Raw genomic sequence first — 23,805 nt, 5'->3', positions numbered from 1 at the left:
GCTCCCGCACCGCGGACGGGCCGCCGCGCGGACGGGGCCGCGCCGTAGGCTGGCGCCATGACCGACCGCACGGCCTGGGGCCTCGGCCTGGCCACCGTCACCGAGTCCGGCACGACCCTCGACGTCTGGTACCCGACCCCCGCCCTGGGCGAGCCGCCCGCGTCCCTCGTCGCCGACGACGCGGCGTCCGTGCACGAGCACGCGCCGGCCGACCTCGCGGCGTGCGAGCGCCACGACGCCGCGCGCCGCGTGCACGTGCGCCTCGTCGCGACCGTCGTCGACCTCGACGCGCCCCCCGCCGGCACGGCCGACGCCTACCTACGCCTGCACCTGCTCTCGCACCGGCTCGTCGCACCGCACGGGCAGAACCTCGACGGCCTGTTCGCGGTGCTGCCGAACGTCGTGTGGACCGACCGGGGCCCGTGCGCGGTCGAGGACTTCGAGGCCACCCGGCTGCGGCTGCGCGCCGCCACCGGCACGCCGGCGACCGTGTACGGCGTCGACAAGTTCCCGCGCATGGTCGACTACGTGCTGCCGTCGGGCGTGCGCGTGGCGGACGCCGACCGCGTCCGGCTGGGCGCCCACCTCGCACCGGGCACGACCGTCATGCACGAGGGGTTCGTCAACTTCAACGCGGGCACGCTGGGCACGTCGATGGTCGAGGGCCGCATCTCGGCCGGCGTCGTCGTCGGCGACGGGTCCGACGTCGGCGGCGGCGCGTCGATCATGGGCACGCTGTCCGGCGGTGGCCGCGAGGTCGTGTCGATCGGTGAGCGCTCGCTGCTGGGCGCCAACTCGGGCCTCGGCATCCCGCTCGGCGACGACTGCGTGGTCGAGGCGGGGCTCTACGTGACGGCCGGCACCAAGGTGCGGCTCGTCGGGTTCGACGTCGAGGGCGCCGTCGACGACGGCGACGCGCGCGTCGTGAAGGCCCGTGCGCTGGCCGGGGCCGACAACGTGCTGTTCCGCCGCAACTCGCGCACGGGCGAGGTCGAGGCCGTCGCGCGGTCGGGCGCCGGGGTGCACCTCAACGCGGCCCTGCACGCGAACTGACGCCGTGGCCCGACCCCGCAGGCGCCGTCGTCGTGGCGGCTGCCTGCCCGCGCTCGGCGTCGCCGTCCTCGCGGTGCTCGTCGTGGGGCTGGGCGTCGCGGGGGTCGTCGCGCTGCTCGACCGCGCCCGCCCGGAGCGCCCCGTCGCCGAGCGCTGCGTGGCGCACCTCGACGGCACCGACTGGAGCCTGAGCCCCGACCAGGCGCAGAACGCCGCGCTCGTCTCGTCGCTCGCCGTGCGGCGCGGCCTGCCGGCGCGCGCCGTGACCATCGGCCTCGCGACCGCGCTGCAGGAGTCGCGCCTCGAGAACATCGACTACGGCGACCGCGACTCGATCGGGCTGTTCCAGCAGCGCCCGTCGCAGGGCTGGGGCACGGTCGAGCAGATCATGGACCCCGTCTACTCGACGACCAAGTTCTACGACGGGCTCGAGAAGGTCGCGGGCTACCAGGACATGCCGGTCACGCAGGCCGCGCAGGCCGTGCAGCGCAGCGGCTTCCCCGACGCGTACGCGCAGCACGAGGCCCGGTCGCGCGCCTGGGCCTCGGCGCTGACCGGCTTCTCGCCCGCCGCGCTGCGCTGCACGCTGCGGCCCGTCGAGACGCCGACCGGCACCGGGCCCGTCACCGACCGCGTCGCGCGGGACTGGGGCGACCTGCCCGCCGTGGTGACGCTCGCGGACGGACCGGAGGGCACGGCGTCGACGGTCGACCTCGACGCGACCTCGATCGCGCCGCAGGACGTGCCGCGCGCCGCGTGGGGGCTCGCGCAGTGGGCCGTCGCGGTCGCGCGCGACACGGGCGCCGACGCGGTGACCGTCGCCGACCAGCGGTGGTCGCGCGAGGACCCGACGTGGCGCCCGACCGGTGCGCCCGCGCTGCCGACCGGTCAGGTGCGGGTGACGGTCACGGGCTGACCCGCGGCGCCCGGCACGCGGGCGCCGCCCACCGTCAGCGGTCGGTGACGGGCACGTACGCGCGCTCGGTGGCGCCCGTGTAGACCTGGCGCGGGCGCCCGATCTTGGTCTGCGGGTCGTTCATCATCTCGCGCCACTGGGCGATCCAGCCGGGCATGCGGCCCAGCGCGAACAGCGGCGTGAACATCTGCTCCGAGAAGCCCATCGCCTTGTAGATGAGACCCGTGTAGAAGTCGACGTTCGGGTACAGCTTGCGCGAGACGAAGTAGTCGTCGTGCAGCGCGATCTCCTCGAGGCCCATCGCGATGTCGAGCAGCTCGTCGGTGCTGCCGAGCGCCTGCAGCACCTCGTGGGCGCTCTGCTTCACGATCGCGGCACGCGGGTCGTAGTTCTTGTAGACCCGGTGGCCGAAGCCCATGAGGCGGACGCCGTCCTCCTTGTTCTTCACGCGGCGCATGAAGTCGGTGGCGTCGCCGCCGTTCGCCTTGATCTGGTCGAGCATGCGCAGCACGGCCTCGTTCGCGCCGCCGTGCAGCGGGCCCGAGAGCGCGTTGATGCCGGCCGCGACCGACGCGTACACGTTGGCGTGGCTCGAGCCGACGATGCGGACGGTCGACGTGGAGCAGTTCTGCTCGTGGTCGGCGTGCAGGATCAGCAGCTTGTCGAGCGCGTTGACGACGACCGGGTCCGGATCCCACTGCTGGTAGGGCACCGCGAACGTCATGCGCAGGAAGTCCTCGACGTACCCGCGCGAGTAGTCCGGGTACAGCAGCGGCTCACCCTTGGCGGTGCGGTGCACGTAGGACGTGATCGTGCGCGTCTTGGCGAGGATGAGGACCGTCGCGAGCTCGACGGTCTCGGGGTCGAACGGGTCGAGCGACTCCGGGTAGAACGTCGACAGCGCGTTGAGCGCCGACGCCATGACCGTCATCGGGTGCGCGCCGCGCGGGAACGAGCCGAGGAACGTGCGGAAGTCCTCGTGGACGAGCGTGTGCCGGTTGACGCGCTCCTCGAACGAGCTCAGCGCGTCGGGCGTCGGCAGCTCGCCGTTGATGAGCAGGTACGCGACCTCGAGGAACGACGAGTGCTCGGCGAGCTGCTCGATCGGGTAGCCGCGGTAGCGCAGGATGCCCGCGTCGCCGTCGATGTAGGTGATCTGCGACTCGCAGGACGCGGTGTTCATGAACCCGGGGTCCACGGTGACCATGCCGGTGTCGCGCAGCAGCGACGAGACGACGATGCCGTCGTTGCCCTCGGTCGCGGGGACCACGGGCAGGTCGTGGGCCTCCCCGCCGACCACGAGCTGGACGGGGGCCTGCACCGGTGCGGTGACGACGTCCGACATGGTGTTCCTTCCTGCGCCGACGAGCGTGCGACCGGCCCCGGCGGGTGCGCCGCGACCATCTTCGGTGGCCGGCGCGCGGTGGTGACCCTCGTCGGCCCGCAGTGACGGTACCTGCGAATCCGGCGTCGTGACGACCGTGCGAACGGACCTTGGTCCGTATGTGACACGCCTCACAGGGGGTAGGGCGCCGGGCCGCCGTCCGCGCGGACCCGACGCACGACCCGCCGGCTCACGCGCCGGACAGCCGGGCCGCGGCCTGCGCGACGCGCTCGTCGGACGCCGTCAGCGCGACCCGCACGTGACCCGCGGCCGCCGCGCCGTAGAACGCGCCGGGCGCGACCAGCACGCCCAGCGACGCGAGGTCGCGCACCGTCGTCCACGAGTCCTGGAACCCGCCGTCGGGCCGCACCCACAGGTACAGCCCCGCGTGCGAGCGGTCGACGACGTACCCCGCGGCCTCGAGACCGGCCCGCAGGGCGCCCCGCCGGCGCCGGTAGCGCTCGCGCTGCTCCGCGACGTGCGCGTCGTCCCCGAGCGCGACCGTCATCGCCGCCTGCACGGGAGCCGGCACGATCATCCCCGCGTGCTTGCGCGTCTCGAGCAGACCCGCGACCAGCGCGCCGTCGCCCGCGACGAACGCGGCCCGGTAGCCCGCGAGGTTCGACTGCTTGGACAGCGAGTACACCGCGAGCAGCCCGGCGGTGTCGCCGCCCGTGACCCGCGGGTCCAGCACGCTCGGCACGCCGTCCGTCGCCCACGGCGCGTCCCACGCGAGCTCGGCGTAGCACTCGTCCGACGCCACGACGACCGGTCGGCCCGTGCGCGCCTGCGCGGCGCGCGCCGCGTCCACCACGGCCCGCAGCTGCGCCACGTCCAGCACCGACCCGTCCGGGTTGCCCGGCGAGTTCAGCCACACGAGGCGCACGTCGTCACGCTGCGCCAGCACGGCCGCCGGGTCCTCGACGGGCACGGGCGTCGCGCCCGCCAGCCGCGCACCGACGTCGTACGTCGGGTACGCCGTGGCGGGGTGCAGCACGACGTCGCCCGCCCCCAGGCCCAGCAGGGACGGCAGCAGCGCGACGAGCTCCTTCGAGCCCACCGTCGGCAGCACCGCGTCCGGGTCCAGGCCCGGCACGCCGCGCCGGCGCGCGAACCAGTCGACGACCGCCTCGCGCAGCGCGCGCGTGCCGTGCGTCGTCGGGTACCCCGGCGCGTCGGCGGCCGCGGCGAGCGCGTCGCGCACGACCGCGGGCGTCGGGTCGACGGGCGTGCCGACCGACAGGTCGACGATGCCGTCGGGGTGCGCGCGGGCCAGATCGGCCAGCGGCACGAGCGAGTCCCACGGGAAGTCCGGCAGCGCGCCGGTCAGCAGTCCCACGTGCGCGTCGTCCGCGGTGCGCGGCGTCAGTCGCCGTGCACGCGCAGCGGCAGCGTGGCGATGATCGGGTGGTCGTGCGCGATCTCACCCATCTTCGCGGCGCCGCCGGGCGAGCCGATCTCGTCGAAGAAGTGCACGTTCGCCTCGTAGTACGACGACCACTGCTCGGGGACGTCGTCCTCGTAGTAGATGGCCTCGACCGGGCACACCGGCTCGCAGGCGCCGCAGTCCACGCACTCGTCGGGGTGGATGTACAGCGACCGCTTGCCCTCGTAGATGCAGTCGACCGGACACTCCTCGATGCACGCCTTGTCCTTGACGTCCACGCAGGGTTCGGCGATCACATACGTCACGGCGGGTCCTCCACGGGTGCAGCGGTCGACCTAGTATCCCCCACGTGACCGTCCCCACGAGCCCCCGTCCAACCCCCGACACGCGGTGCACGACGTGAGGCGCGCCACGTGGCGGGACTGGACCCCCGGGACGCGCGTCGTCGTGCGTCGGCTGCGGGACGACCTGCCTGCCGGTGCGCCGACCGGCACGCTGAACGGCGGCGAGCCGCCGTTCACCGACGTCCTCGGCGACGTGCTCGCGGTGGACGACGCCGGGCTCACGCTGCGCACGCGCCGCGGCGACGTCCACGTGCCCGCCGCGGCGGTCGTGCGCGCGAAGACCGTGCCGCCCGCCCCGCCCCGGCGCGCGCCGCGCGCAGCCGCCCCCGGCGGCGCGGACGCCCGGCACGAGGGCGGCGCGGACGCCCGGCACGACGACGGCCACGACCACGGCCGCGCGGACGACGACGGCCCGGACCGCTCGGCCTGAGCCGCCGGTCCGGGCCGTCCGCACGTCAGGGCGTCGCGGGCGCCCCCGGCGCCGGCGGGCTGCCGCACACCACGCGGTTCTGCGGCTTGTACCGCCAGGTCCTCGACTCGGTGTCGACCAGATCGCCCGCGAGGTACACGCGGCGCGTGTTCGTCACCGTGAAGCCGGGGTTCCCGGCGCTCTGCGGCTGGCACGTCGCCGACTGCGAGTACACGGTCGTCGGCGAGACGACGCCCGAGCGGCCGCTCTTCTCGGTCTCGACCGTGAAGTGCTTGGTGCTCCAGATGCGCACGGTCGCGCGACCGTCGGCCACGTACCCCTGCACGAGTGCGCCGTACGGCGTGTTGTTCTTCCACTTCATGTCGATGACGCCCGTGAAGATCGTGGCCTCACGACCCTCGGGGTACCGCTGGAACCACTCCGAGTGCGGCGTGTGCTCGACGTCCTCGAAGCCCGCGAAGTACGCCGCGTTGTACGTCGTGGTCGACACCTGCGACAGGCCGCCGCCCCACGCGTCGGCGTGCTCGCCGTTGACGATCGCACCAGCCTGCACGAACCCGTGCGCGGCGTCCACCGGGCCGAGCGCCTCCGTCAGGCTGAACGTCTCCCCCGGCCGCACGAGCGTCCCGGTGATGTTGCGCAGCCCCGTCGAGATGTTCGACGTGCGGCGCGGCTCGCTCGTCAGGGGCGTCGAGAACTCCGACACGACCTCCTTGACGCCGAGCGCCTCGAGCGCGGCCGTCGTCTCCGCGGGGTCGCTCTCGACCAGGTCCACCGTCGCGAGACGGTTGCCCGTCCCGGACGTCGCGGCCGTCGCGACGGCCGACGCCACGCCCGCCGGGTCCAGCGTCGTGCCGGCGACGCCCGGGACGATCACGGGCGCGCCGTCCTGGAACTCGAAGCGCGCGTCGGACGCCGTCGTGAGCAGGTCCGGCAGCTGGGACAGCATCGCGTCGGTCAGCGCCTGGCCGTCGAGCTGCAGCTCGAGCGTGCCGTCCACCGGCGCGAAGGACGCGTTCGCGGTGAGCGTCGCGACGTCGAGGGTCGCCTGCCGGTCCGCCACCTGCACCGTGACGGGGGCGGCGGCGAGCGGCTGCGCGACCTGCGTGAGCACGCGGTCGGTCTCCGCCTGCGTGATGGCGGGCTCGACGACCGTCGTCGGGAGCTCGACGGGCGTCGGCTGCGTGAGCCAGCCGTCCGCGAGCACGTCGGCCGCACCGGTGACGTCGAGGTCCCAGCCGTCGACCGCCTCGGTCGCGTGCGGCGCGCCGTCGGCGAACACGACGGTGCCGTCGACGGGCGCCAGGACGAGCGACCCGGACAGCTCGGTGAGCGCACCCTCGAGCGCGGTGTCGTCCACCCGGGACACGGGCGGCTGCTCCCGCACGCCGACCAGCTGGCGCCACAGCCGCACGGGCTGCGTGAGGTCCACGCCCGTGAGGCGGGCGACCGTCGCGGGCGCGTCGAGCGCGAGACCGGCCGTCGCGGGGTCGATCTCCGCCTGCACGTCCTGCGCGACGACCGGCACCGGGCCCGCGGTGCGGTCGGCGAGACCGTCGACGAGGGCCTTCTGCGCCTCGTCCGCCGTCATGCCGCCGATCTCGACGCCCGCGACGGTCGCGCCGCGCGGCACCCGGTCGGCGAGCGCGTAGGACGCCCCGACGTACCCGGCGGCGAGCAGCACGACGACGCCGCCGACGATCGCGAGCGCGCGCGGCCAGCGCCGCCGGCGCGTCTCCTCGTCGAAGCCGTCGAGCGGCGAGCCCTCGCGCTCGGTCACGGACGTGCGCACGACGGGTCCTCCCGGTGATCCCGGTGCGGCACCCGCACCCTGGGCCGTCGCGGGCCACGCCGTGGTGCGCGCCGCGTCGTCGTCCACGACCGGGGGCAGCACCGCCGTGGCGTCAGGCGGGGTCGTCGCGGCGTCGGGCGCGGTCGTCGCGGCGTCGGGCGGCGCCGTCGTCGCGGCGTCGCTCGCCCCGCCCGCGGCAGGCGCTGCCGGGGCGCCGGCCGGACGAGCGGCGACCTCGGGGACCGCGTCGTCGGCCGCGCCGTCGCCGGCCGTGTCGGCGGCGGCCACGGTCGCGGCGTCCGCGGCCGCGCCGCCGGCAGCCGCGTCGCCGACGGCGGTGGCGTCGTCGCGTGCCCCGTCGGCGGTGGGCGCGGTCACGTCCGCGGCCGTCCCGTCGGGGGCGTCGGCGGCGGGCACGGCGTCGCCGGTGGCCGGCTCCGCGGACGTGCCGCTCGCCGGGCCCTCGGGCGTGACCGTGACGCGCGACCCGTCGTCCGCCAGCGGGCTGCGGGGCAGCGCGTGCGCGGGCACGCCGACGGCCGCCGCGTTGAGCGCGGCGAACGCGAGGGCCGACAGGTCGAGCGGACCGGCGGCCGGGGCCGGGGCCGCGTCACCGTCGGCGGCCGGCTCCTCGGTCGCGGGCGCCGAGGACTCCTCCTGCCGCTCGGACGGCGCCGCGCCGGGGGCGTCGTCGGCCGCGCGATCGGCGACGGCGTGATCAGCGACGCTGTGATCGGCGACCACGTCGTCGGCGGCGGCACGGACGGCGCCCGCGTCGTCCGACGGGGCCGCGCCGTCGCGCTCCGACGCGTCCGGGGCCGGCTCGTCGGCGGGCGGTGCCGTCACCGCGACGTCGTCCCACGAGGGCCAGGCCGTCAGGGGCGCGGCGGGCTCGGGCGCGAGGCTGCGACGCACGGCAGGCTCGGGCGCGTCGCCGGCGGGGGCCAGGTCCTCGCCGTCGTCGTCCGCGGGGGCCGGGTCCTCGCCGTCGTCGTCCGCGGGGCCGGGTCCTCGCCGTCGTCGTCCGCGGGGGCCGGGTCCTCGCCGTCGTCGTCCGCGGGGGCGGCGTCCGCCGGCTCGGCGGGCGCGGGCACGGCGTCCACCGGCTCGTCGGCCACCGCCGCGCCGGACACCGGCTCGGCGTCCACAGGCGCGGCGTCCGCAGGCTCCGCGTCCGCAGTCGCGACGTCCGCAGGCGCGACGTCGGCGGGCGCGTCGCCCGTCGCCGTCCCGTCCGCGGGCTCGCGCACGGGCGCACCCGCCGTCTGCGCGTCCGCGTCGAGGGCGTCGGCGTGCTCGACGGAGACCCCGTCCTCGTGCGGCCCGGGCACGACGGCGTCGCCCGCCGTGCGCTCGTCCGGTCCGTCGCGGTCGGTCCCGTGCGTCATCGATCCCCCGAGGTGGTGCTTGGGCGCACGCGTTCCGCGCGCGCGGCGATTCTACGGCCGCGGCACCCGCGCACGGGCCGTCGCCCGCGCGCGTGCCGCGCGCGGCACCACCCGCCCCCGGCGGCGGCGCGTCCTGCCGCTCAGCGGACGCCGCGGAGCCGTCCGCGCAGGTGGACCAGGCCACCCGCGTCGGGTGCACCCTCGCGGGCGGCGACCACGCGCCCGATCACGACGTCGTGGTCCCCCGCGCCGTGCACGGCCTCGGTGCGGCAGTCGAACCACGCCGCCGCGCCGTCCAGCCACGGGGCGCCCGACACGGGCGCCGCCACGTGCGCGACCCGGTCGAGCTGGCCGACCGCCGGGCGCCCGGGCGAGGCGAGCCAGTCGGCCACGTCCGCCTGGCCGTCCGCGAGCACCGAGACGGCCCACGCTTCGGTCCCGTCGAGCACGTCGCGCAGCCGCGCGTCGACGTGCACGCAGAAGAGCAGCATCGGCGGGTCGAGCGACACGGACGCGACCGACGACACGGTCGCGGCGTGCGCGACGCCGTGCCGGACCGCCGTCACCACGACGACCCCGGCCGCGAGCCGGGCCGCGACCGCGCGGTAGTCCGCGGGATCGACGTCCGTCACGGCGCGTCCGGCGGCGTGTCCTCGACCCACCGCCGCGGCACCAGCGCGACCGACCCCAGCGCGACCACCGCGCCGATCACCCACGCCCAGCCCCAGCCGTCGCCGGCCGGCACGAGCACGTCGCCCCCGGGTCCCTCGCTCGACAGCACCTGCACCGCGACGAGCACCCCCACCGAGGCCGCGACGTAGGCGGGCCAGCCGGCCCACGCGCGCGTCGTCAGCGCGACGGCCAGCACCAGGGCGAGGCACAGCACGAGCCCCCACGGCCGGATCGAGCGGTGCATGACGGTGCCGATGGCGCCGGCGAGCAGGCCCGTGCCGAGCGAGGCGGCGGTCCGGCCCAGGGTGGTGACGGTGAGCTGCGGCACGGCGCTCAGGCTACCGGCCGCACCCCGGCGGGCCAGACGACCCCCGCCTCGTGCGCGCGCAGGCTCCCGGGTGCGTAGCGGTAGCCCTCGACGGTCGGGACGGCGGCGAGCACGTCGTTGCTCAGCGCGTAGCAGCCGACCAGGCCGTCGTCGCCGTCGACGGCCCGCACGGCCTGCACCTGCGTCGCGTGCGCGCGCAGCGCGGCCAGCACGCGGGCGCGCACCGGCGCGACGTCGACCACGAGGTCGACCTGGTCGTCCGGCACGGCGACCGACGGCGGCTCGGCGGCCGGGTCCGGCAGCGTGAGCCCCTCGATCGCCGGCCCGAGGGACGCGAGGACGGCCTCGCCCGCGAGCGCGGTCTGCGCGCGGCGCAGCACCGCCCGGCCCGTCACGGCCCACAGCGCGACGGGCACGACGTGCGCGGGCGACAGCGGGTCGTCCCCGCGGGCCGCGAGCTCGAGCGCTCGCACCGTGACCTCGTGCGTCCGCACGTGGTCCGGGTGCCCGTAGCCGCCGCCGGGCTCGTACGTCACGACGACGTCGGGGCGGCGCGAGCGCAGCACGCGCGCGAGCCCTTCCGCGGCCTCCTCGAGCGACGCGAACGCGAACGCGCCGGGCGGTGCGTCGCCCGCGGCCCCCGCGCGACCCGCGGCGACCCACGCCATGCCCGAGTCCTCGTACCGCTCGTCCTGGCCGACGGCCTCGTCGAGGAACCCGTGGTCCTGCACGCCGAGCGCCGCGAGCGCCTGCGCCAGCTCGCCGGTGCGGTGCTCCGCGAGCGCCGGGCCGTCGCCCTCCAGGTGCGCCCACCGCTGCCCGATGACCTCGCCCCGCTCGCCGCGCGTGGCGGTCACGACCGTCACGGGCCGACCGGCGGCCGCCCAGGTGGCGAGCAGCGCACCGGTCGCGAGCGACTCGTCGTCGGGGTGCGCGTGCACCGCCAGCAGCCCGCCGCTCACGCGTCGGCCTCCGTGCTCTCGCCGTCGCCCGCGCCGGTGCCCGCAGCGCTCGCGTCGCGGCGCTGCGCGAGCATCTTCCGGACACGGCGGTTGGCGCCGCTCGCGACGAGGCGTCCGCGCTCGGCGGCGACGCCCTCGCCGATGGCCTCCTCGAGCAGCTCGCGCTGCGCGAGCCGCTCCGCGACCAGGCGCGCGTGGTGCTCGGCGCGGAACGCCCGGACGGTCGCGGCGACCATCGCGAGCATGACGAACGAGAACGGCAGCGCGATGAGGATGGCGGCCGTCTGGAGCGTCACCAGGCCGCCCGCGACCAGGAGCGACGCCGCGAGCAGCGCCGTCACGGCCGACCACGCGACGCGCGTCCACGTGCGCGGCGAGGGGTGGCCGCCGGTCGTCAGCATCGCGACGACGAACGAGCCCGAGTCGGCGCTCGTGACGAAGAACAGACCGATGAGCACGACCGCGCCCACCGACAGCGCGACCCCGCCGGGCAGCCGCCCGAGCAGGTCGAACAACGCGTTCGTCTGGTCGACCTGGCCGTCGGCGCCGACCAGGCCGCCGCCGCCGAACAGCTCGGTCCACAGCGCGGAGCCGCCCAGCACCGAGAACCACAGGAACGTCGCGACGACCGGCACGCCGAGCACGCCGACGACGAACTCACGGACCGTGCGGCCGCGCGAGATCCGCGCGATGAACACCCCGACGAAGGGCGCCCACGAGATCCACCAGCCCCAGTAGAACGTCGTCCAGGCGGCCTGCCAGGCCTCGCCCTCGGCGCCCGAGAACGCGCTGACGTTGAACGACATCGGGACGACGCGCGCGAGGTACACGCCGATCGACTGCACGAACTCGCGCAGCAGGAACAGCGTCGGGCCGAGCGCGAGGACGCACACCATGAGGAGCCCGGCGAGCGCGACGTTGACGTTCGACAGCCACTTGAGCCCCTTGTCGAGGCCCGACACGACCGACACCGTCGCGACGGCCATGATCGCGACGACGAGCACGACCTCGAGCCCGGTCGACGCGGTCACGACGCCCAGGTGCTCGAGGCCGCCGGCGATCTGCAGCACGCCGAGGCCGAGCGACGTCGCGAGGCCGAACACCGTGCCCACGACCGCGATCACGTCGACCACGTCGCCCAGGCGCCCGGCGGCGCGTCGCTCCCCCACGAGCGGCTCGAGCGCCCACCGCATCGACACGGGGCGGCCACGGCGGTGCACCGCGTACGCGAGCGCCAGGCCCACCACGACGTACACCGACCACGCGTGCACGCCCCAGTGCAGGTACGTCTGCACCATCGCCGTCTCGGCGAGCTGGGCGGGCCTGCCCGACGTCCCCGGCTTGGGCTCGGCGTAGTGGCTGAGCGGCTCGGCGACGCCCCAGAACACCAGGCCGATGCCCATGCCCGCGGCGAACAGCATCGAGAACCACGACCCGAGCGAGAACTCGGGCTCGTCGTCGTCGTCCCCGAGCATGATGTCGCCGAAGCGGCTCAGCCCCATCCACAGCGCGAACAGCACGAAGCCCGCGACGATCAGCACGTAGTACCAGCCGAACGCGCCGATGACGTCGGCCTGCACGGCCTCCACGACCGACTCCGCCCGGTCCGGGAAGAGGATCGCCAGGCCCGCGAGCAGCACGATCACCGCGGCGGCCGGCGCGAACACGCGCCAGGAGACGCGGGACACGCCGGACGTGGCCGGCGACGGGGCGGGGGTGGCGGCGCTGGGTTCGTCGGTCGGCGTCGTCATGCCGTCATCCTCGCCCCTGCGGGTCAGGCGCGCTTGTTGCGTGCGGTCTGACGTGCGCGCTCGGTCTGGTCGAGCACGACCTTGCGGATGCGCACGACCTCGGGGGTGACCTCGACGCACTCGTCCTCGCGCGCGAACTCGAGCGACTCCTCGAGCGTGAGCTTGCGCGGCGGCACCAGGTTCTCGAACGACTCCGACGTGGACGACCGGATGTTGTTGAGCTTCTTCTCCTTGGTGATGTTGACGTCCATGTCGTCGTTGCGGGAGTTCTCCCCGACGACCATGCCCTCGTACACCTCGGACGTCGGGTCGACGAAGAACACGCCGCGGTCCTGCAGGTTGAGCATCGCGAACGGCGTCGCGACGCCCGCACGGTCGGCGACGAGCGAGCCGTTGGTGCGGGTCTCGATCGGGCCGGCCCACGGCTCGTAGCCCTCGGCGATGGACGACGCGATGCCGGTGCCGCGCGTGTCGGTGAGGAACCGCGTGCGGAAGCCGATGAGGCCGCGCGCCGGCACGACGAACTCCATGCGCACCCAGCCGGTGCCGTGGTTGCTCATCGTCTCCATGCGGCCCTTGCGCTGCGCGAGGAGCTGCGTGACGGCGCCGAGGTACTCCTCGGGCACGTCGATCGTCATGCGCTCGGTGGGCTCGTGCACCTTGCCGTCGATGGTCCGGGTGACGACCTGCGGCTTGCCGACCGTGAGCTCGAAGCCCTCACGACGCATCTGCTCGACGAGGATCGCGAGCGCGAGCTCGCCGCGGCCCTGCACCTCCCACGCGTCGGGACGCTCGGTGGGCAGCACGCGCAGCGACACGTTGCCGATGAGCTCGCGGTCGAGGCGGTCCTTCACCTGGCGGGCCGTGACCTTGTGGCCCTTGCCGCCCTTGCCGGCCAGCGGGGACGTGTTGATCCCGATGGTCATCGAGATCGCCGGGTCGTCGACCTGGATGAGCGGCAGCGGGCGCGGGTCGTCGGGGTCGGTGAGCGTCTCGCCGATCGTGATGTCCTCGATGCCGGCGACGGCGACGATCTCGCCCGGGCCCGCCTGCTCGGTCGGCACGCGGTCGAGGGCCTTGGTCTCGAGCAGCTCGGTGACGCGCACGTTCTGCAGCGTGCCGTCGTGCCGGGCCCACGCGACGGTCTGGCCCTTGCGCAGGGTGCCGTTGTGGATGCGCAGGAGCGCGAGACGCCCGAGGAACGGCGACGCGTCGAGGTTGGTCACGTGCGCCTGCAGCGGCGCCGTGGGGTCGTACGACGGCGCGGGGATCTTCTCGAGGATCGTCGCGAACAGCGGCTCGAGGTCGGGGCTGTCCGGCAGCCCGCCGTCGGCGGGCTGCTCGAGCGACGCCTTGCCGACCTTGGCGGCGGCGTACACCACGGGCACGTCGAGGATCGCGTCGAGGTCGAGGTCCGGCACCTCCTCGTGCAGGTCGGACGCCAGGCCGAGCAGCAGGTCGGTCGCCTCGTGCACGACCTCCTCGATGCGCGCGTCGGGGCGGTCGACCTTGTTGACGACGAGGATGACGGGGAGCTTCGCGGCGAGCGCCTTGCGCAGCACGAACCGCGTCTGCGGCAGCGGCCCCTCGGACGCGTCGACGAGCAGCACGACGCCGTCGACCATCGACAGGCCGCGCTCGACCTCGCCGCCGAAGTCGGCGTGCCCGGGCGTGTCGATGACGTTGATGGTGATGCCGTCGGGCTGCCCGACCTTCGCGGCCGCGGGACCGGCGTACTGGACCGCGGTGTTCTTCGCGAGGATCGTGATGCCCTTCTCTCGCTCGAGGTCGCCCGAGTCCATGGCCCGCTCGTCCACGTGGTCGTGCGCGCCGAACGCGCCGGACTGCCAGAGCATCGCGTCGACGAGCGTCGTCTTGCCGTGGTCGACGTGCGCGACGATCGCGACGTTGCGCAGGTCGGAACGGACGGCCGTGCCGGAGGCCTGGTCGGTGGCGGGCATGCGGGTACTCATCTCAAGAGGGGGGCACGCCGGGCGCGACGCGGCGTCCATCTTACCGCCGTGTCCAGCGCCACCACCATGTGAGGTCCGCCGCTCCCGGCGTCAGCGCGGGCACGGGGTCGAGCACGGGCAGCCCCGGGTCCTCGTCCGCCGACCGCTCCGCGGTCAGCGTCACGACCGGGGTGCGCACGAGCGGCAGCACCGCGCCCGACGCGACCAGGGCGGCGGACACCTCCGCGACCTGCGCCGGGACGACCGCGGGGTCGCGCTGCGCGACGAGCGCGTCGAGCGTCGCGTCCAGCGCGGCGTCGGCGTGCCCCGTGACGTTGGTGGCGCCGCCCGTGCGCCAGCGCGCGGCCAGCGCGGCCACCGGCAGGTCCTCCTGCGCGACCGGCACGACGGCCACGTCCCAGTCCTCGGGGCGCGTGCGCAGGGTCCCCGCGGGGTCCGTCGCCTCGACCGGCTCGACGTCGAAGCCCGCACGCCGCCCGGCCTCCACCAGGGCGTCGACCACACCCGCGCGGACCGGGTCGGCGGTGTTCGCGAGCACGCGGACCGTCACGCGCTCCGGCGCCGCGTCGGTCGTGGCAGGTGCACCCCCGTCCCCGGCCTGCGCGTCCCCGGCGTCCGCGTCCTCGGCGTCCGCGTCGCCCTCGCCCGGCTGCGGCGCGGCGGGCGCCTCGGCGCCGACCTGGGCGGCGACCACGTCGGAGACCTCGGCTCCCTCCCACAGCGGCGCGACGACGTCGTTCACGGCCTGCTCACGGGGGACGCCCGCGAGGAACGCCCGCCGCAGCTCGGCCGCCGCTGCCGCGGGTCGGCCGCGGACGCGTGCGCGGCCGGGTCGAACGCTCCCCCGGCCGCCTCCTGCACCACGAGCTGGAGCACCGCGTCGCCGCCCGTGACGACCGTGACGTCGTCGGCGTCGACCGCGGCGGCGAGCACGTCGGCCGTGCTCAGCGGCGCCGCGACGTCGAGCTCGTCGGACCCGACGGCCGCGACCTGCGCGAGCGGGTCGAGGTCGGTCCGCAGCCGCACGCGGTCGAACGCGGCAGGACGCTCGCCCGCGTACGCCTCGTTGCGCACGGCCTCGACACCGCCGTCGTCGACACGCTCGAGGACGTACGGCCCGGTCGTCGTGGTGAGCGTCGGGTCGGCCGCCACCGCGCCCGCGCGCCCGGCGCCGCGCCACACGCGCGACAGCGGCACGAGCGCGGCCCGGTCCTGCTGCTGCACCGCCGCCACGACCGCCGCGGCCCAGCGCTCCGCGTCCTGCGCCGGATCGGGTGCGGCGGTCGCGCCGGGCGTCGAGGTCGCCTCGAGCGCGGAGGTCGTGGTGGCGTCCGGGGTCGCGCCGGGAGCCGGGGTCGCGTCCGACGCCGCGGTGCCGGACGCTCCCGGCGCCGGGGCCTCGGCCCGCGCGGTGGCGTCCGCGGCCGGCTCCTGCGCGGGGAACCTCGGCGCGGCCGGGTCCAGCGCGAGCCGCCCGACGACGTGCGCGGGAAGGTTGACGTCGAGCGCGACCTGCCAGTCCGCGACGGGGGTGTCGTAGACGACCGTCAAGGTGGCCCCGTCCACCGCCGGCACCGCGGACGCGTGCGCGAGCGCCGCCGACGTCGCGCCGAACGCGACGACGTCGTCGAGGTCGCCCGCCGGTGCGCCGTCGGCGTCGAGCTCGGGCACCACCTCGTCGAGCTGCCCGCTCCGTGCCGCCCACTCCAGCAGCAGGTCCGCCGGGGTGACCGCGACGCCGTCGGACCACCGTGCGGTCGGGGCGATCGTGTACCGCACGGTCAGCGGGTCGTCGGCGACCTTCTCGACCGTGCCGAACGACGCGTCCTGCTCGACGGTGCCGTCGGCGGCGAGCGTCGTGAACCCGGACTGCACGAGCCCGCGGACCAGCACGCTGCCCGGTGCGCGACCGGCGGCCGTCGCGCCGTTGAGCGACACGAACGGGAGGTCGACGCCCACGGCGACCGTCCCGGCGCGTGCCGGGTCCACGGGGTCCGACGTGCACGCGGCGAGCGCACCCGTGAGCACCAGCACCAGCCCCGCCGCGACGCCGCGCGTCGCACCCACCCGTGTCCGCAGCACCGACCGACCTCCCGCAGCTGTGCACCACCTACCAGGGCCGGGCACGTGCGCGCCCGGTGGAACCCGCCGTGCCGGGCCCGACGTGGTCGGACCCGGCACGGCGGCACAGCGTCGCGGCACCCGCCGTGGCGGGTGCGCGGGGCGTCAGCCCGCGTCGACGAGCAGCGCGCGCAGGCGCCGCCGCTCGCGCTGCTTCTCGGGGTTCGGCAGCGGCACCGCGGCGATGAGCCGCTGGGTGTACGCGTGCTGCGGCCGGCGCAGGATCTCGTCGCGAGAGCCCTGCTCGACGATCTCGCCGCGCCGCATCACCGCGATCCGGTCCGCCAGCAGGTCGACGACCGCGAGGTCGTGCGTGACGAACAGGCACGCGAACCGCAGGCGCTGCTGCAGCTCCTGGAGCAGCTCCAGCACGTGCGCCTGCACCGACACGTCGAGGGCCGACGTGGGCTCGTCCGCGACGAGCAGCTCGGGCGACAGCGACAGCGCCCGCGCGATGCCGACGCGCTGCTTCTGCCCGCCCGACAGCTCGTGCGGGTAGCGGTTGCGGTAGGCCCGGGGCAGCTCGACCTGGTCGAGCAGCTCCTCGATCCGCCGCTGCAGGGCCTGGCCCTTCGCCTCGCCCGCGAGGCGCAGCGGCTCGCCGATGCTCTCGCCGATCGGCAGGCGCGGGTTCAGCGACGACGACGGGTCCTGGAAGACCATGCCGACCTTGCGTCGCAGCGCGGCCATCTCCTTGCGTCGCGCGGTGCGCACGTCGATCCCCGCCACGGTCAGCTCGCCCTCGACGGCGGGCAGCAGGCCGACCGCGGCGCGGCCGATCGTGGTCTTGCCCGACCCGGACTCGCCGACCAGGCCGACGACCTCACCGGCGTGCACCACCAGGTCGGCGTCGGACACGGCGCGGAACGCCGGCATGCGGCCCTGCTTGGGGTACTCGATCGCGACCCCGCGCAGCGACAGCACGGGCTCGCCGATGCGCTCGAGACGCTGCCGCTCGGCCTCGGCCGCCTCGGCGAGGCGACGCGCGTTCTCGGCCTCGCGCGCGGCGAGCTCCTCGGGCGTCACCGCCTCGACCAGCTCCTCGGCACCCGTGACCGACGCGAGCGCGGCGGTCAGGTCGATCTCGGGGCCGCCCAGGTGCGGGACGGCCGCGAGAAGCTCCTGCGTGTACGGGTGCTGGGGCCGCGCGAAGATCTCCTCCGCCGGGCCGGTCTCGACGATCACGCCGTGGCGCATGACCGCGATGCGGTCGGCGAGGTCGGCGACCACGCCCATGTCGTGCGTGATGAGGATGACCGCCGAGTCGAGCCGGTCGCGCAGGTTGCGCATGAGGTCGAGGATCTCGGCCTGCACGGTGACGTCGAGCGCGGTGGTGGGCTCGTCGGCGATGAGCAGCGCCGGGTCGCACGACAGCGACTGCGCGATCATCGCGCGCTGCCGCTGACCGCCCGAGAGCTGGTGCGGGTACGAGCGGAACGCCTTCTCGGGGTCGGGGAGCTCGACCATCCGCAGGAGCTCGATCGCACGCTCGCGCGCCTCGGTCGGCGAGATCGCGCGGTGCAGCCGCAGCGTCTCGACGATCTGCGCGCCGACCGTGTACGCGGGGTTCAGCGCGGTCATCGGCTCCTGGAAGATCATCGCGATGTCGTCGCCGCGCACGCGACGCATGCGCTGCGCCGAGATGCCGCGCAGCTCCTCGCCGCGCAGCTTGATCGACCCGGAGATGCGCGCGTTGCGCGGCAGCAGGTCGAGGATCGCCATCGAGCTCACGGACTTGCCGGAGCCGGACTCGCCGACGATCGCGAGCACCTCGCCGGCGCGCACCTCGTAGTTGAGGCGGATCGCGGCGGGGACCCAGCGTCGGTCCACGGCGAAGTCCACCGACAGGTCGCTGACCTGCAGGACCGGGGTCGTGGTCGCGTCGGACGTGGTCATCGCGGTGCTCCTGAGATCATGACGGGGTGGAACAGCAGTGGACGTACCGGCCGCGCAGCTCGGCCGTGCTCACCGGAGCCACCTGGCTCGTCGCCGTCGGTCTGACGACCGCCGAGGTCCTGGCCGGTGGCGCGGCCGCGGGGCTGCGCGTCCTGCCCGCCGCCCTGCTGGTGGCGCTGCTGGGCTGGGCGGTCTTCTACCGCCCGCACGTCGCGGTCGACGACGCCGGGGTGCTCGTCGTGAACCCGCTGAGCACGACCCGCGTGCCCTGGGCGGCGCTCATCGACGTGCGCACACGCTTCACGTGCACGCTCGTCACGCCGCACGCGTCGGTCGAGGTCTTCGCCGCGCCGGGTCCCGGCCGCCACAGCGCCGCCTCGGCGAGCGCGCAGGAGGTGCGCGCGGTCGCCCGCGGCGCGGCCGACGGCCGCGGCGCCGTGAGCATCGGCGAGCTGCCCGGCTCGCCGTCCGCGGTCGTCGCGCACCACGTGCGTGAGCGCTGGTCCGCGCTCGTCGAGTCGGGCCGCCTCGAGGCGGGCCTCGCGGACGAGACCCCGGTCGAACGACGGACGCACGGACGACTGCTGGCGGCCGTGGCCGTCCTGCTGGTCGCCGCGGTCGTGCCGTACCTCGGCTGAGCGCGCGGACCGCACGGCGGTCGCCGCCGTCACGGGCCGTCCACGGACCCGGCGGGTCCCGACCGCGGCTGACCGTCGGTGCGCTCGGGCGCGGCGACGGCGGGCGCGACGCCGGCGGCGTCGGGCCGACCGGGACCGGTCTCCTTCATGCGCCGCAGCGAGATCTTGCGCTGCCGCGGGTCGAACGCGTCGCGCAGGCCGTCACCGATGAAGTTGATGCACAGGCAGATCAGCACGATGAACAGGCCGGGGAACCAGAACAGCCACGGGCGCGTCGAGAACGCGGCCTGGTTCGCGCTGATGAGCAGACCGAGCGACGTGTCCGGCGCGCGGACACCCATGCCGAGGTAGGACAGGGCCGTCTCGAGCAGGATCGCCGACGACATCAGCAGGGTCGCGTTGACCGTGATGACGCCGACCGCGTTGGGCAGGATGTGCCGGAAGATGATCCGCGCGTCGGACGCCCCGGCGAGCCGGGCCGCGTCGACGAACTCGCGCTCGCGCAGCGACAGGAAGTCGCCGCGCACCAGACGTGCCATGCCGGTCCACGTGGTGAGCCCGAGCAGCACGCCCAGGACGAGCACGCCGGCCTTCGAGTTGTACGCGATGACCGCGCCGATGAGCAGCACGGGGATGATGATCACCATGTCGGTCAGGCGCATGAGCACCGCCTCGATCCAGCCACGGAAGTAGCCGGCGGCGGCACCGAAGACGACGCCGATGATCGCGGAGATCGCGCCGACCATGAACGTGATAGCGAGGGAGATCTGCGTCCCGCGCATCGTCATGGCGAAGTAGTCGCGGCCGACCGTGTCCTGGCCGAACGGGTGGTCGCCGAGCGAGAACGGGAACAGCTGGAGCGTCGGACGCCCGCCGTTCTGCAGCGGCGGCGTGTCGGTCCAGCGGAACTGCCACCAGCCCTTGATCGGGCCGATGCCGACCGACGTCAGGGCCAGCAGGACCACCAGGACGAGGAGCACGAGGGAGACGATCGCCCCCGTGTGCCCGAGGAACCTCTTGCGGACGAGGGCGCCCTGGCTCATGCCGCGGAGCTCGCCGGGCACCTCCCGGGACTCGCGCTCGTCGGTCTGCGTCGTGCTGCTCATGCCTTCACCCTCACGCGCGGGTCGAGTGCGGAGTACGCCAGGTCGGCCAGGAGGTTGAACACCACCGCCGTGATCCCGACGACCAGGAACGTCCCCATGACCGGGTTCGGGTCCTGGTGGCTGAGCCCGTTGATGAACAACGCACCCATGCCCTTGAACGAGAACACGTTCTCGGTGATGACGGCGCCGCCCAGCAGGCCGCCGATGTCGTACGCGACGATCGTCGCGAGCGGGATCAGCGCGTTGCGGAACGCGTGCCGGACGACGACCACGCGCTCGGGCAGGCCCTTGGCGCGCGCCGTGCGGACGTAGTCCTGCCCCATGACCTCGAGCATCGACGCGCGCGAGTAGCGCGTGTACGACGCGAGGGAGATGAGCATCAGGGCGAGCGTCGGCAGCACGAGGTGCGTGTACTTGTCGAGGCCCGAGACCCAGAAGTCGCCACCCAGGCCCGGGGTCTCGGAGCCGATCGTGGCGATCGGGCGGCCGCGGACCTGCGTGAAGTAGCTGGGCCACGCGATCATGAAGCGGTCGAGCATGACGAGCCCGGCCACGAGGAACGACGTGAGCCCGGCGACGCGCATCGACTGGCGGCGGTCGTACCCCCCGAACAGGTAGCCCACCAGCACGCCGGCGCCGACCGCGAGGACCCCCAGCAGCAGGATCAGCGGGAACGTCGCGCGGTCGAGCAGCGGGCGCAGCGCGAACATCGCGACCAGCGCGAGCGCCACGGTGACGAGCGAGGCGTAGAGCGCCCGACGGTTCTGGGAGCCGGCGATGAGCGCCGAGAGGCCGATCGCGATGCCGACGCCCGTGACGGCGACGAGCGCGGGACCGAGCCCGGGGTACCGGAACCACTGGGTCGCACCGAGGTACCAGAGCACGCCACCCGCGGCGACCGCGGCGACCGCGAACGTGATGAGCCGCCGGCGCAGGTCGCCGCCGATGATGAGGGCCCAGACCAGTCCGGAGACCAGCCCCACCACGACCACGGTGGTGATCGGCACGCTCGGGTCCGCGAGGAAGTCGTTGAACCGGATCGCACCGAACTCCTTGAGGAGGACGGCGACCCAGAAGACCGGGAGCGAGAAGAACAGGAACGTCAGGAAGGTGACGCCGTAGTCGAGCGCCGAGTACTGCCGCAGGGCGGTGACGATGCCGATCGCGATGCCGACGACGATCGCGAGCACGGTCGCCGCGGCGACGAGCTGCAGCGTGGACGGGATCGCCGACCCGAGCGCCTGCGTGACCGGCTGGCCCTGGAGCGTGACGCCCAGGTCGCACTGCCCGGGGATGACGCACTTGACGGCGCCGCCGAGCCAGAGGAAGTACCGCACCGGCGCGGGGACGTCGAGGTTGAGCAGCGCCGTGCGCTGCGCCATCAACGCTTCCTTGTTCGGGCGGGTCGATTCGCGGAACTCCTGCAGGGGGTCGCCCGAGAGGGCGACGAGCTGGTACACGAGGAACGACGCACCGAGCAGGATCAGCAGCGACACACCGAGGCGCCGCAAGACGTAGGAAGTCATGACTCTCGCTCTCGCACGGCGGCACCGGCGACGCGGGGTCGCGCCGGGCCGTCGAGACGGGACGTGCAGGGGGACGCCCGATCTGTGCACGGGCGCGGGTGGACAGAACTGTATCCCCCGGTCGGGCCCTCTCGGGCCCGCGCGCGACGGCGCCGGGACTGCGAGCTCGCGAGTCCCGGCGCCGTCGATGTCACACCGGAGGTGTCAACGGATCAGTCGTTGACCGTCCACTCCCAGACGTTCCACCAGACACCGGCCTGGTTGGGGTTGTAGTCGTCGATGCCGCTGACACGGTCGCCGACCGCGTCGAGACCGACCGACTGGAACAGCGGGAGGCCGTACGCGTCGGCGAAGATCAGCGGGTCGATCTCCTCCTGGATCTGCGCCTGCTGGTCCGTGTCGAGCGTGACCACGAGCTTCGCGGCGAGCTCGTCGACCTTGCTGTTCGAGTAGCCGTTGTAGTTGCCGCCACCGGTCGTCGAGAAGATCTGCGGGACGCCGGCCACGCCGATGCCGCTGTTGATCCAGCCGAAGATCGCCGCGTCGTACGTGCCGTCGGACAGACGCGAGCCCCAGGCCGCGTCACCCTGGTCGTCGATGACGAAGCCGGCCTGCGTCGCCGAGGCGGCGATCAGGGTGTAGGCGTTCACGCGGTTCGGGTTGTTGACGTTGTAGAGCACGCGGACCGTCGGGCTGGTGACACCGGCCTCGGCAAGCAGCTGCTTGGCGCCCTCGACGTCGGGCTCACCCGGGTAGTCGGCCGAGCCGTTGGCCGCGACGGAGTCCTCGTACGAGGCCTGCGCCGGCACGAAGAGCTGCGAGTTGAGGATCTGCGCGTCGTCCTTCTGCGGCGTGATGATCGCGTCGAGGATCTGCTGGCGCGGGATCGTCTTGAGGAACGCCTCACGCACCTTCTGCGCCTTCGCGGCGTCGCCGCCGTAGGTGGCCGGGTCGAACGGGCCGCCGTTGTTGAAGGTCAGGTCGATGTGGTCGTACGCGAGCTGGTCGCCCTGGTGCAGCGTCACGCCGTCGAGCGCCTTGAGCGCCGTCAGGGTGTCGGCCGACGACTGCGGGGAGATCACGTCGACCTCGCCGTTGCCGAGCGCCTGCACGGCCGCCGTGGCGTCCGGGATGGTGCGCATGATGATCGTGTCGAGCTGCGCCTTCAGGTCGCCCGTGTACTTCTCGTTCGGGACGAGGGTCACCGACTGGTTCTCGACGACGTCCGAGACGATGTACGGGCCCGAGGACAGGTAGAGCTCGGGGTCCGAGGGCAGCACGGTCGAGTCGTAGCCCGTGTTCCAGAAGTCGGCCACGGCGCGCAGCTCGGCGTTGTCCGCCGTCGCGGTGGGCGCGACGTCGGCCTGCGCCTCGAGCAGGTCGAGCAGGGCCTGGCCGTCGGCGAGGCCCGCCTTCTTGGCGACGACGTGCGCCGGCGCCTCGGCCGCGAACGCGACCTCCCAGTCGGCGGCGGGCGCGCTGTAGTTCAGCGTGATCGAGCGGCCGTCCTCGCCGATCTCGGGGAAGTCCGTCAGACCGAGCGTGGTGGAGTCACCCGCGTAGTCGAAGTAGGTGACGTCGCCCGACTCGGAGTTGTAGTGGCCCGACTGCACGGCCCACGCGAACACCAGGTCGTCGGCGTCGACGGGCTCGCCGTCGGACCAGGTCACGCCCTCGTTGACGGTGTACTTGACCGAGAACGGGTCCTCGGAGACGACCTCGTAGGTGCCGAACGACTCGTCCTTCTGCACCTTCGGGTCGCCCGCGGCGAACGACGAGCCGTCGACGTAGTTGAACCACGCACGCGTGGGGTACGTCGTGATCTTCGAGTTGATGTCGACGTTGCCGTTCGACGTGTTCGGGTTGAACGACGAGAACTGGTTCGTCTCCGCCACCGTGAGGGTGCCGCCGCCGGCGCCCGCCGAGGCGCTGCTGCCACCGTCGGGCTCGTCCTGCGGCGTGTTCGCGCACGCGCTCAGCACGAGCGCGCCCGTCGCGAACAGGGCCACAGCGAGGCTGGTCCGCCTGATCTTCAATGTTCCTCCTGAGACGTGGTGGACGTGGCCGCACGGCTCCCCCGGAGTACAGCTGCAGGGGGCCGGGGCGCGCTCGCCCGCCGGAATTGGGGCAACGCTAGC

Annotated in this window: 20 protein-coding genes; 4 read left to right on the top strand and 16 right to left on the bottom strand. The window is 74.5% G+C overall.

Going from position 1 to position 23,805, the window contains the following annotated elements:
- Nucleotides 1-57: 57 nt before the first annotated feature.
- Both dapD and GY42_RS17785 read left to right on the top strand, forming a co-directional pair.
- Nucleotides 58-1,053, top strand: a complete 996-nt coding sequence (dapD, locus tag GY42_RS17790; protein ID WP_046530318.1) for a 2,3,4,5-tetrahydropyridine-2,6-dicarboxylate N-succinyltransferase — start codon at nt 58-60, stop codon at nt 1,051-1,053.
- 4 nt (nt 1,054-1,057) lie between these two features.
- A complete protein-coding gene (locus GY42_RS17785) occupies nt 1,058-1,969 on the top strand; it encodes a hypothetical protein (RefSeq protein WP_082131648.1) in 912 nt (303 codons plus the stop codon).
- Nucleotides 1,970-2,003: 34 nt separating this feature from the next.
- Here the strand turns inward: GY42_RS17785 and GY42_RS17780 are convergent, their stop codons facing one another.
- The 3 genes from GY42_RS17780 to fdxA all read right to left on the bottom strand — a co-directional run bounded on the left by GY42_RS17780 (nt 2,004) and on the right by fdxA (nt 5,045).
- Nucleotides 2,004-3,314 carry a citrate synthase gene (locus GY42_RS17780; RefSeq protein WP_082131647.1) on the bottom strand — a complete coding sequence of 437 codons (1,311 nt, stop codon included), beginning with the start codon at nt 3,312-3,314 and terminating at the stop codon, nt 2,004-2,006.
- Between the two features lie 229 nt (nt 3,315-3,543).
- Nucleotides 3,544-4,692, bottom strand: coding sequence for a succinyldiaminopimelate transaminase (gene dapC / locus GY42_RS17775; protein WP_175578568.1), 1,149 nt, complete (start codon nt 4,690-4,692; stop codon nt 3,544-3,546).
- Nucleotides 4,693-4,718: 26 nt separating this feature from the next.
- The gene (gene fdxA / locus GY42_RS17770) at nt 4,719-5,045 is read right to left on the bottom strand and encodes a ferredoxin (protein ID WP_046530317.1); all 327 of its coding nucleotides are present in this window, start codon (nt 5,043-5,045) and stop codon (nt 4,719-4,721) included.
- Nucleotides 5,046-5,139: 94 nt separating this feature from the next.
- Between fdxA and GY42_RS18490 the strand changes: the two genes are divergently transcribed.
- On the top strand, nt 5,140-5,514 hold the full coding sequence (locus GY42_RS18490) for a hypothetical protein (protein WP_236686837.1): 375 nt from the start codon (nt 5,140-5,142) through the stop codon (nt 5,512-5,514).
- Nucleotides 5,515-5,539: 25 nt separating this feature from the next.
- On the opposite strand, the gene GY42_RS18485 is transcribed toward GY42_RS18490, so the two are convergent.
- The 10 genes from GY42_RS18485 to GY42_RS17705 form a co-directional block, all read right to left on the bottom strand.
- Nucleotides 5,540-8,221 (bottom strand): VanW family protein, encoded by a 2,682-nt coding sequence (locus GY42_RS18485; RefSeq protein ID WP_052748499.1) that lies wholly within the window; start codon nt 8,219-8,221, stop codon nt 5,540-5,542.
- The gene (locus tag GY42_RS17750; protein WP_046530315.1) at nt 8,182-8,694 is read right to left on the bottom strand and encodes a hypothetical protein; all 513 of its coding nucleotides are present in this window, start codon (nt 8,692-8,694) and stop codon (nt 8,182-8,184) included. Before GY42_RS17750 ends, GY42_RS18485 begins: the two co-directional genes overlap by 40 nt.
- A 140-nt stretch (nt 8,695-8,834) precedes the next feature.
- Nucleotides 8,835-9,326 carry a flavin reductase family protein gene (locus GY42_RS17745; protein WP_046530314.1) on the bottom strand — a complete coding sequence of 164 codons (492 nt, stop codon included), beginning with the start codon at nt 9,324-9,326 and terminating at the stop codon, nt 8,835-8,837.
- Complete coding sequence (locus tag GY42_RS17740; RefSeq protein WP_052748498.1) at nt 9,323-9,694, bottom strand: hypothetical protein; 372 nt, start codon at nt 9,692-9,694, stop codon at nt 9,323-9,325. Before GY42_RS17740 ends, GY42_RS17745 begins: the two co-directional genes overlap by 4 nt.
- A gap of 5 nt (nt 9,695-9,699) precedes the next feature.
- The gene (locus tag GY42_RS17735) at nt 9,700-10,656 is read right to left on the bottom strand and encodes a PIG-L family deacetylase (RefSeq protein WP_046530313.1); all 957 of its coding nucleotides are present in this window, start codon (nt 10,654-10,656) and stop codon (nt 9,700-9,702) included.
- Nucleotides 10,653-12,407, bottom strand: coding sequence for a BCCT family transporter (locus GY42_RS17730; protein WP_052748497.1), 1,755 nt, complete (start codon nt 12,405-12,407; stop codon nt 10,653-10,655). The genes GY42_RS17735 and GY42_RS17730 overlap by 4 nt, the downstream gene beginning before the upstream one ends.
- 23 nt (nt 12,408-12,430) lie before the next feature.
- Complete coding sequence (typA, locus tag GY42_RS17725) at nt 12,431-14,368, bottom strand: translational GTPase TypA (RefSeq protein ID WP_046530312.1); 1,938 nt, start codon at nt 14,366-14,368, stop codon at nt 12,431-12,433.
- Nucleotides 14,369-14,420: 52 nt separating this feature from the next.
- A complete protein-coding gene (locus GY42_RS17720; RefSeq protein WP_046530311.1) occupies nt 14,421-15,122 on the bottom strand; it encodes a hypothetical protein in 702 nt (233 codons plus the stop codon).
- Nucleotides 15,119-16,462, bottom strand: coding sequence for an ABC transporter substrate-binding protein (locus GY42_RS17715; protein ID WP_160309432.1), 1,344 nt, complete (start codon nt 16,460-16,462; stop codon nt 15,119-15,121). The genes GY42_RS17720 and GY42_RS17715 overlap by 4 nt, the downstream gene beginning before the upstream one ends.
- A gap of 144 nt (nt 16,463-16,606) precedes the next feature.
- The gene (locus tag GY42_RS17705; protein ID WP_046530308.1) at nt 16,607-18,397 is read right to left on the bottom strand and encodes an ABC transporter ATP-binding protein; all 1,791 of its coding nucleotides are present in this window, start codon (nt 18,395-18,397) and stop codon (nt 16,607-16,609) included.
- 26 nt (nt 18,398-18,423) lie between these two features.
- Here GY42_RS17705 and GY42_RS17700 point away from each other — a divergent pair, with 26 nt between their 5' ends.
- A complete protein-coding gene (locus GY42_RS17700; RefSeq protein ID WP_052748495.1) occupies nt 18,424-19,035 on the top strand; it encodes a PH domain-containing protein in 612 nt (203 codons plus the stop codon).
- A gap of 29 nt (nt 19,036-19,064) precedes the next feature.
- Here GY42_RS17700 and GY42_RS17695 read toward each other — a convergent pair whose 3' ends face one another.
- From GY42_RS17695 to GY42_RS17685, 3 genes are all read right to left on the bottom strand, one after another.
- Nucleotides 19,065-20,141 (bottom strand): ABC transporter permease, encoded by a 1,077-nt coding sequence (locus tag GY42_RS17695; RefSeq protein WP_046530307.1) that lies wholly within the window; start codon nt 20,139-20,141, stop codon nt 19,065-19,067.
- On the bottom strand, nt 20,138-21,667 hold the full coding sequence (locus GY42_RS17690) for an ABC transporter permease (protein WP_046530306.1): 1,530 nt from the start codon (nt 21,665-21,667) through the stop codon (nt 20,138-20,140). The genes GY42_RS17695 and GY42_RS17690 overlap by 4 nt, the downstream gene beginning before the upstream one ends.
- Before the next feature lie 212 nt (nt 21,668-21,879).
- Entirely contained in the window at nt 21,880-23,676 is a 1,797-nt protein-coding gene (locus GY42_RS17685; RefSeq protein ID WP_233421087.1) for an ABC transporter family substrate-binding protein, read from the bottom strand.
- Nucleotides 23,677-23,805: the final 129 nt, after the last annotated feature.

The sequence above is a fragment of the Cellulomonas sp. FA1 genome (assembly GCF_000986825.1).
GTDB lineage: Bacteria > Actinomycetota > Actinomycetes > Actinomycetales > Cellulomonadaceae > Cellulomonas > Cellulomonas iranensis.
Note: the sequence above shows the minus strand (reverse complement) of the source record. Positions and strands in the feature narration are given on the sequence as shown.

Excerpts from the sequence above, each read along its gene's own strand:
- dapD (WP_046530318.1), top strand. The coding sequence starts at position 58 with ATGACCGACCGCACGGCCTGGGGCCTCGGCCTGGCCACCGTCACCGAG.
- GY42_RS17780 (WP_082131647.1), bottom strand. The coding sequence starts at position 3,314 with ATGTCGGACGTCGTCACCGCACCGGTGCAGGCCCCCGTCCAGCTCGTG.
- GY42_RS17750 (WP_046530315.1), bottom strand. The coding sequence starts at position 8,694 with ATGACGCACGGGACCGACCGCGACGGACCGGACGAGCGCACGGCGGGC.
- GY42_RS17730 (WP_052748497.1), bottom strand. The coding sequence starts at position 12,407 with ATGACGACGCCGACCGACGAACCCAGCGCCGCCACCCCCGCCCCGTCG.
- typA (WP_046530312.1), bottom strand. The coding sequence starts at position 14,368 with ATGCCCGCCACCGACCAGGCCTCCGGCACGGCCGTCCGTTCCGACCTG.
- GY42_RS17705 (WP_046530308.1), bottom strand. The coding sequence starts at position 18,397 with ATGACCACGTCCGACGCGACCACGACCCCGGTCCTGCAGGTCAGCGAC.
- GY42_RS17695 (WP_046530307.1), bottom strand. The coding sequence starts at position 20,141 with ATGAGCAGCACGACGCAGACCGACGAGCGCGAGTCCCGGGAGGTGCCC.
- GY42_RS17690 (WP_046530306.1), bottom strand. The coding sequence starts at position 21,667 with ATGACTTCCTACGTCTTGCGGCGCCTCGGTGTGTCGCTGCTGATCCTG.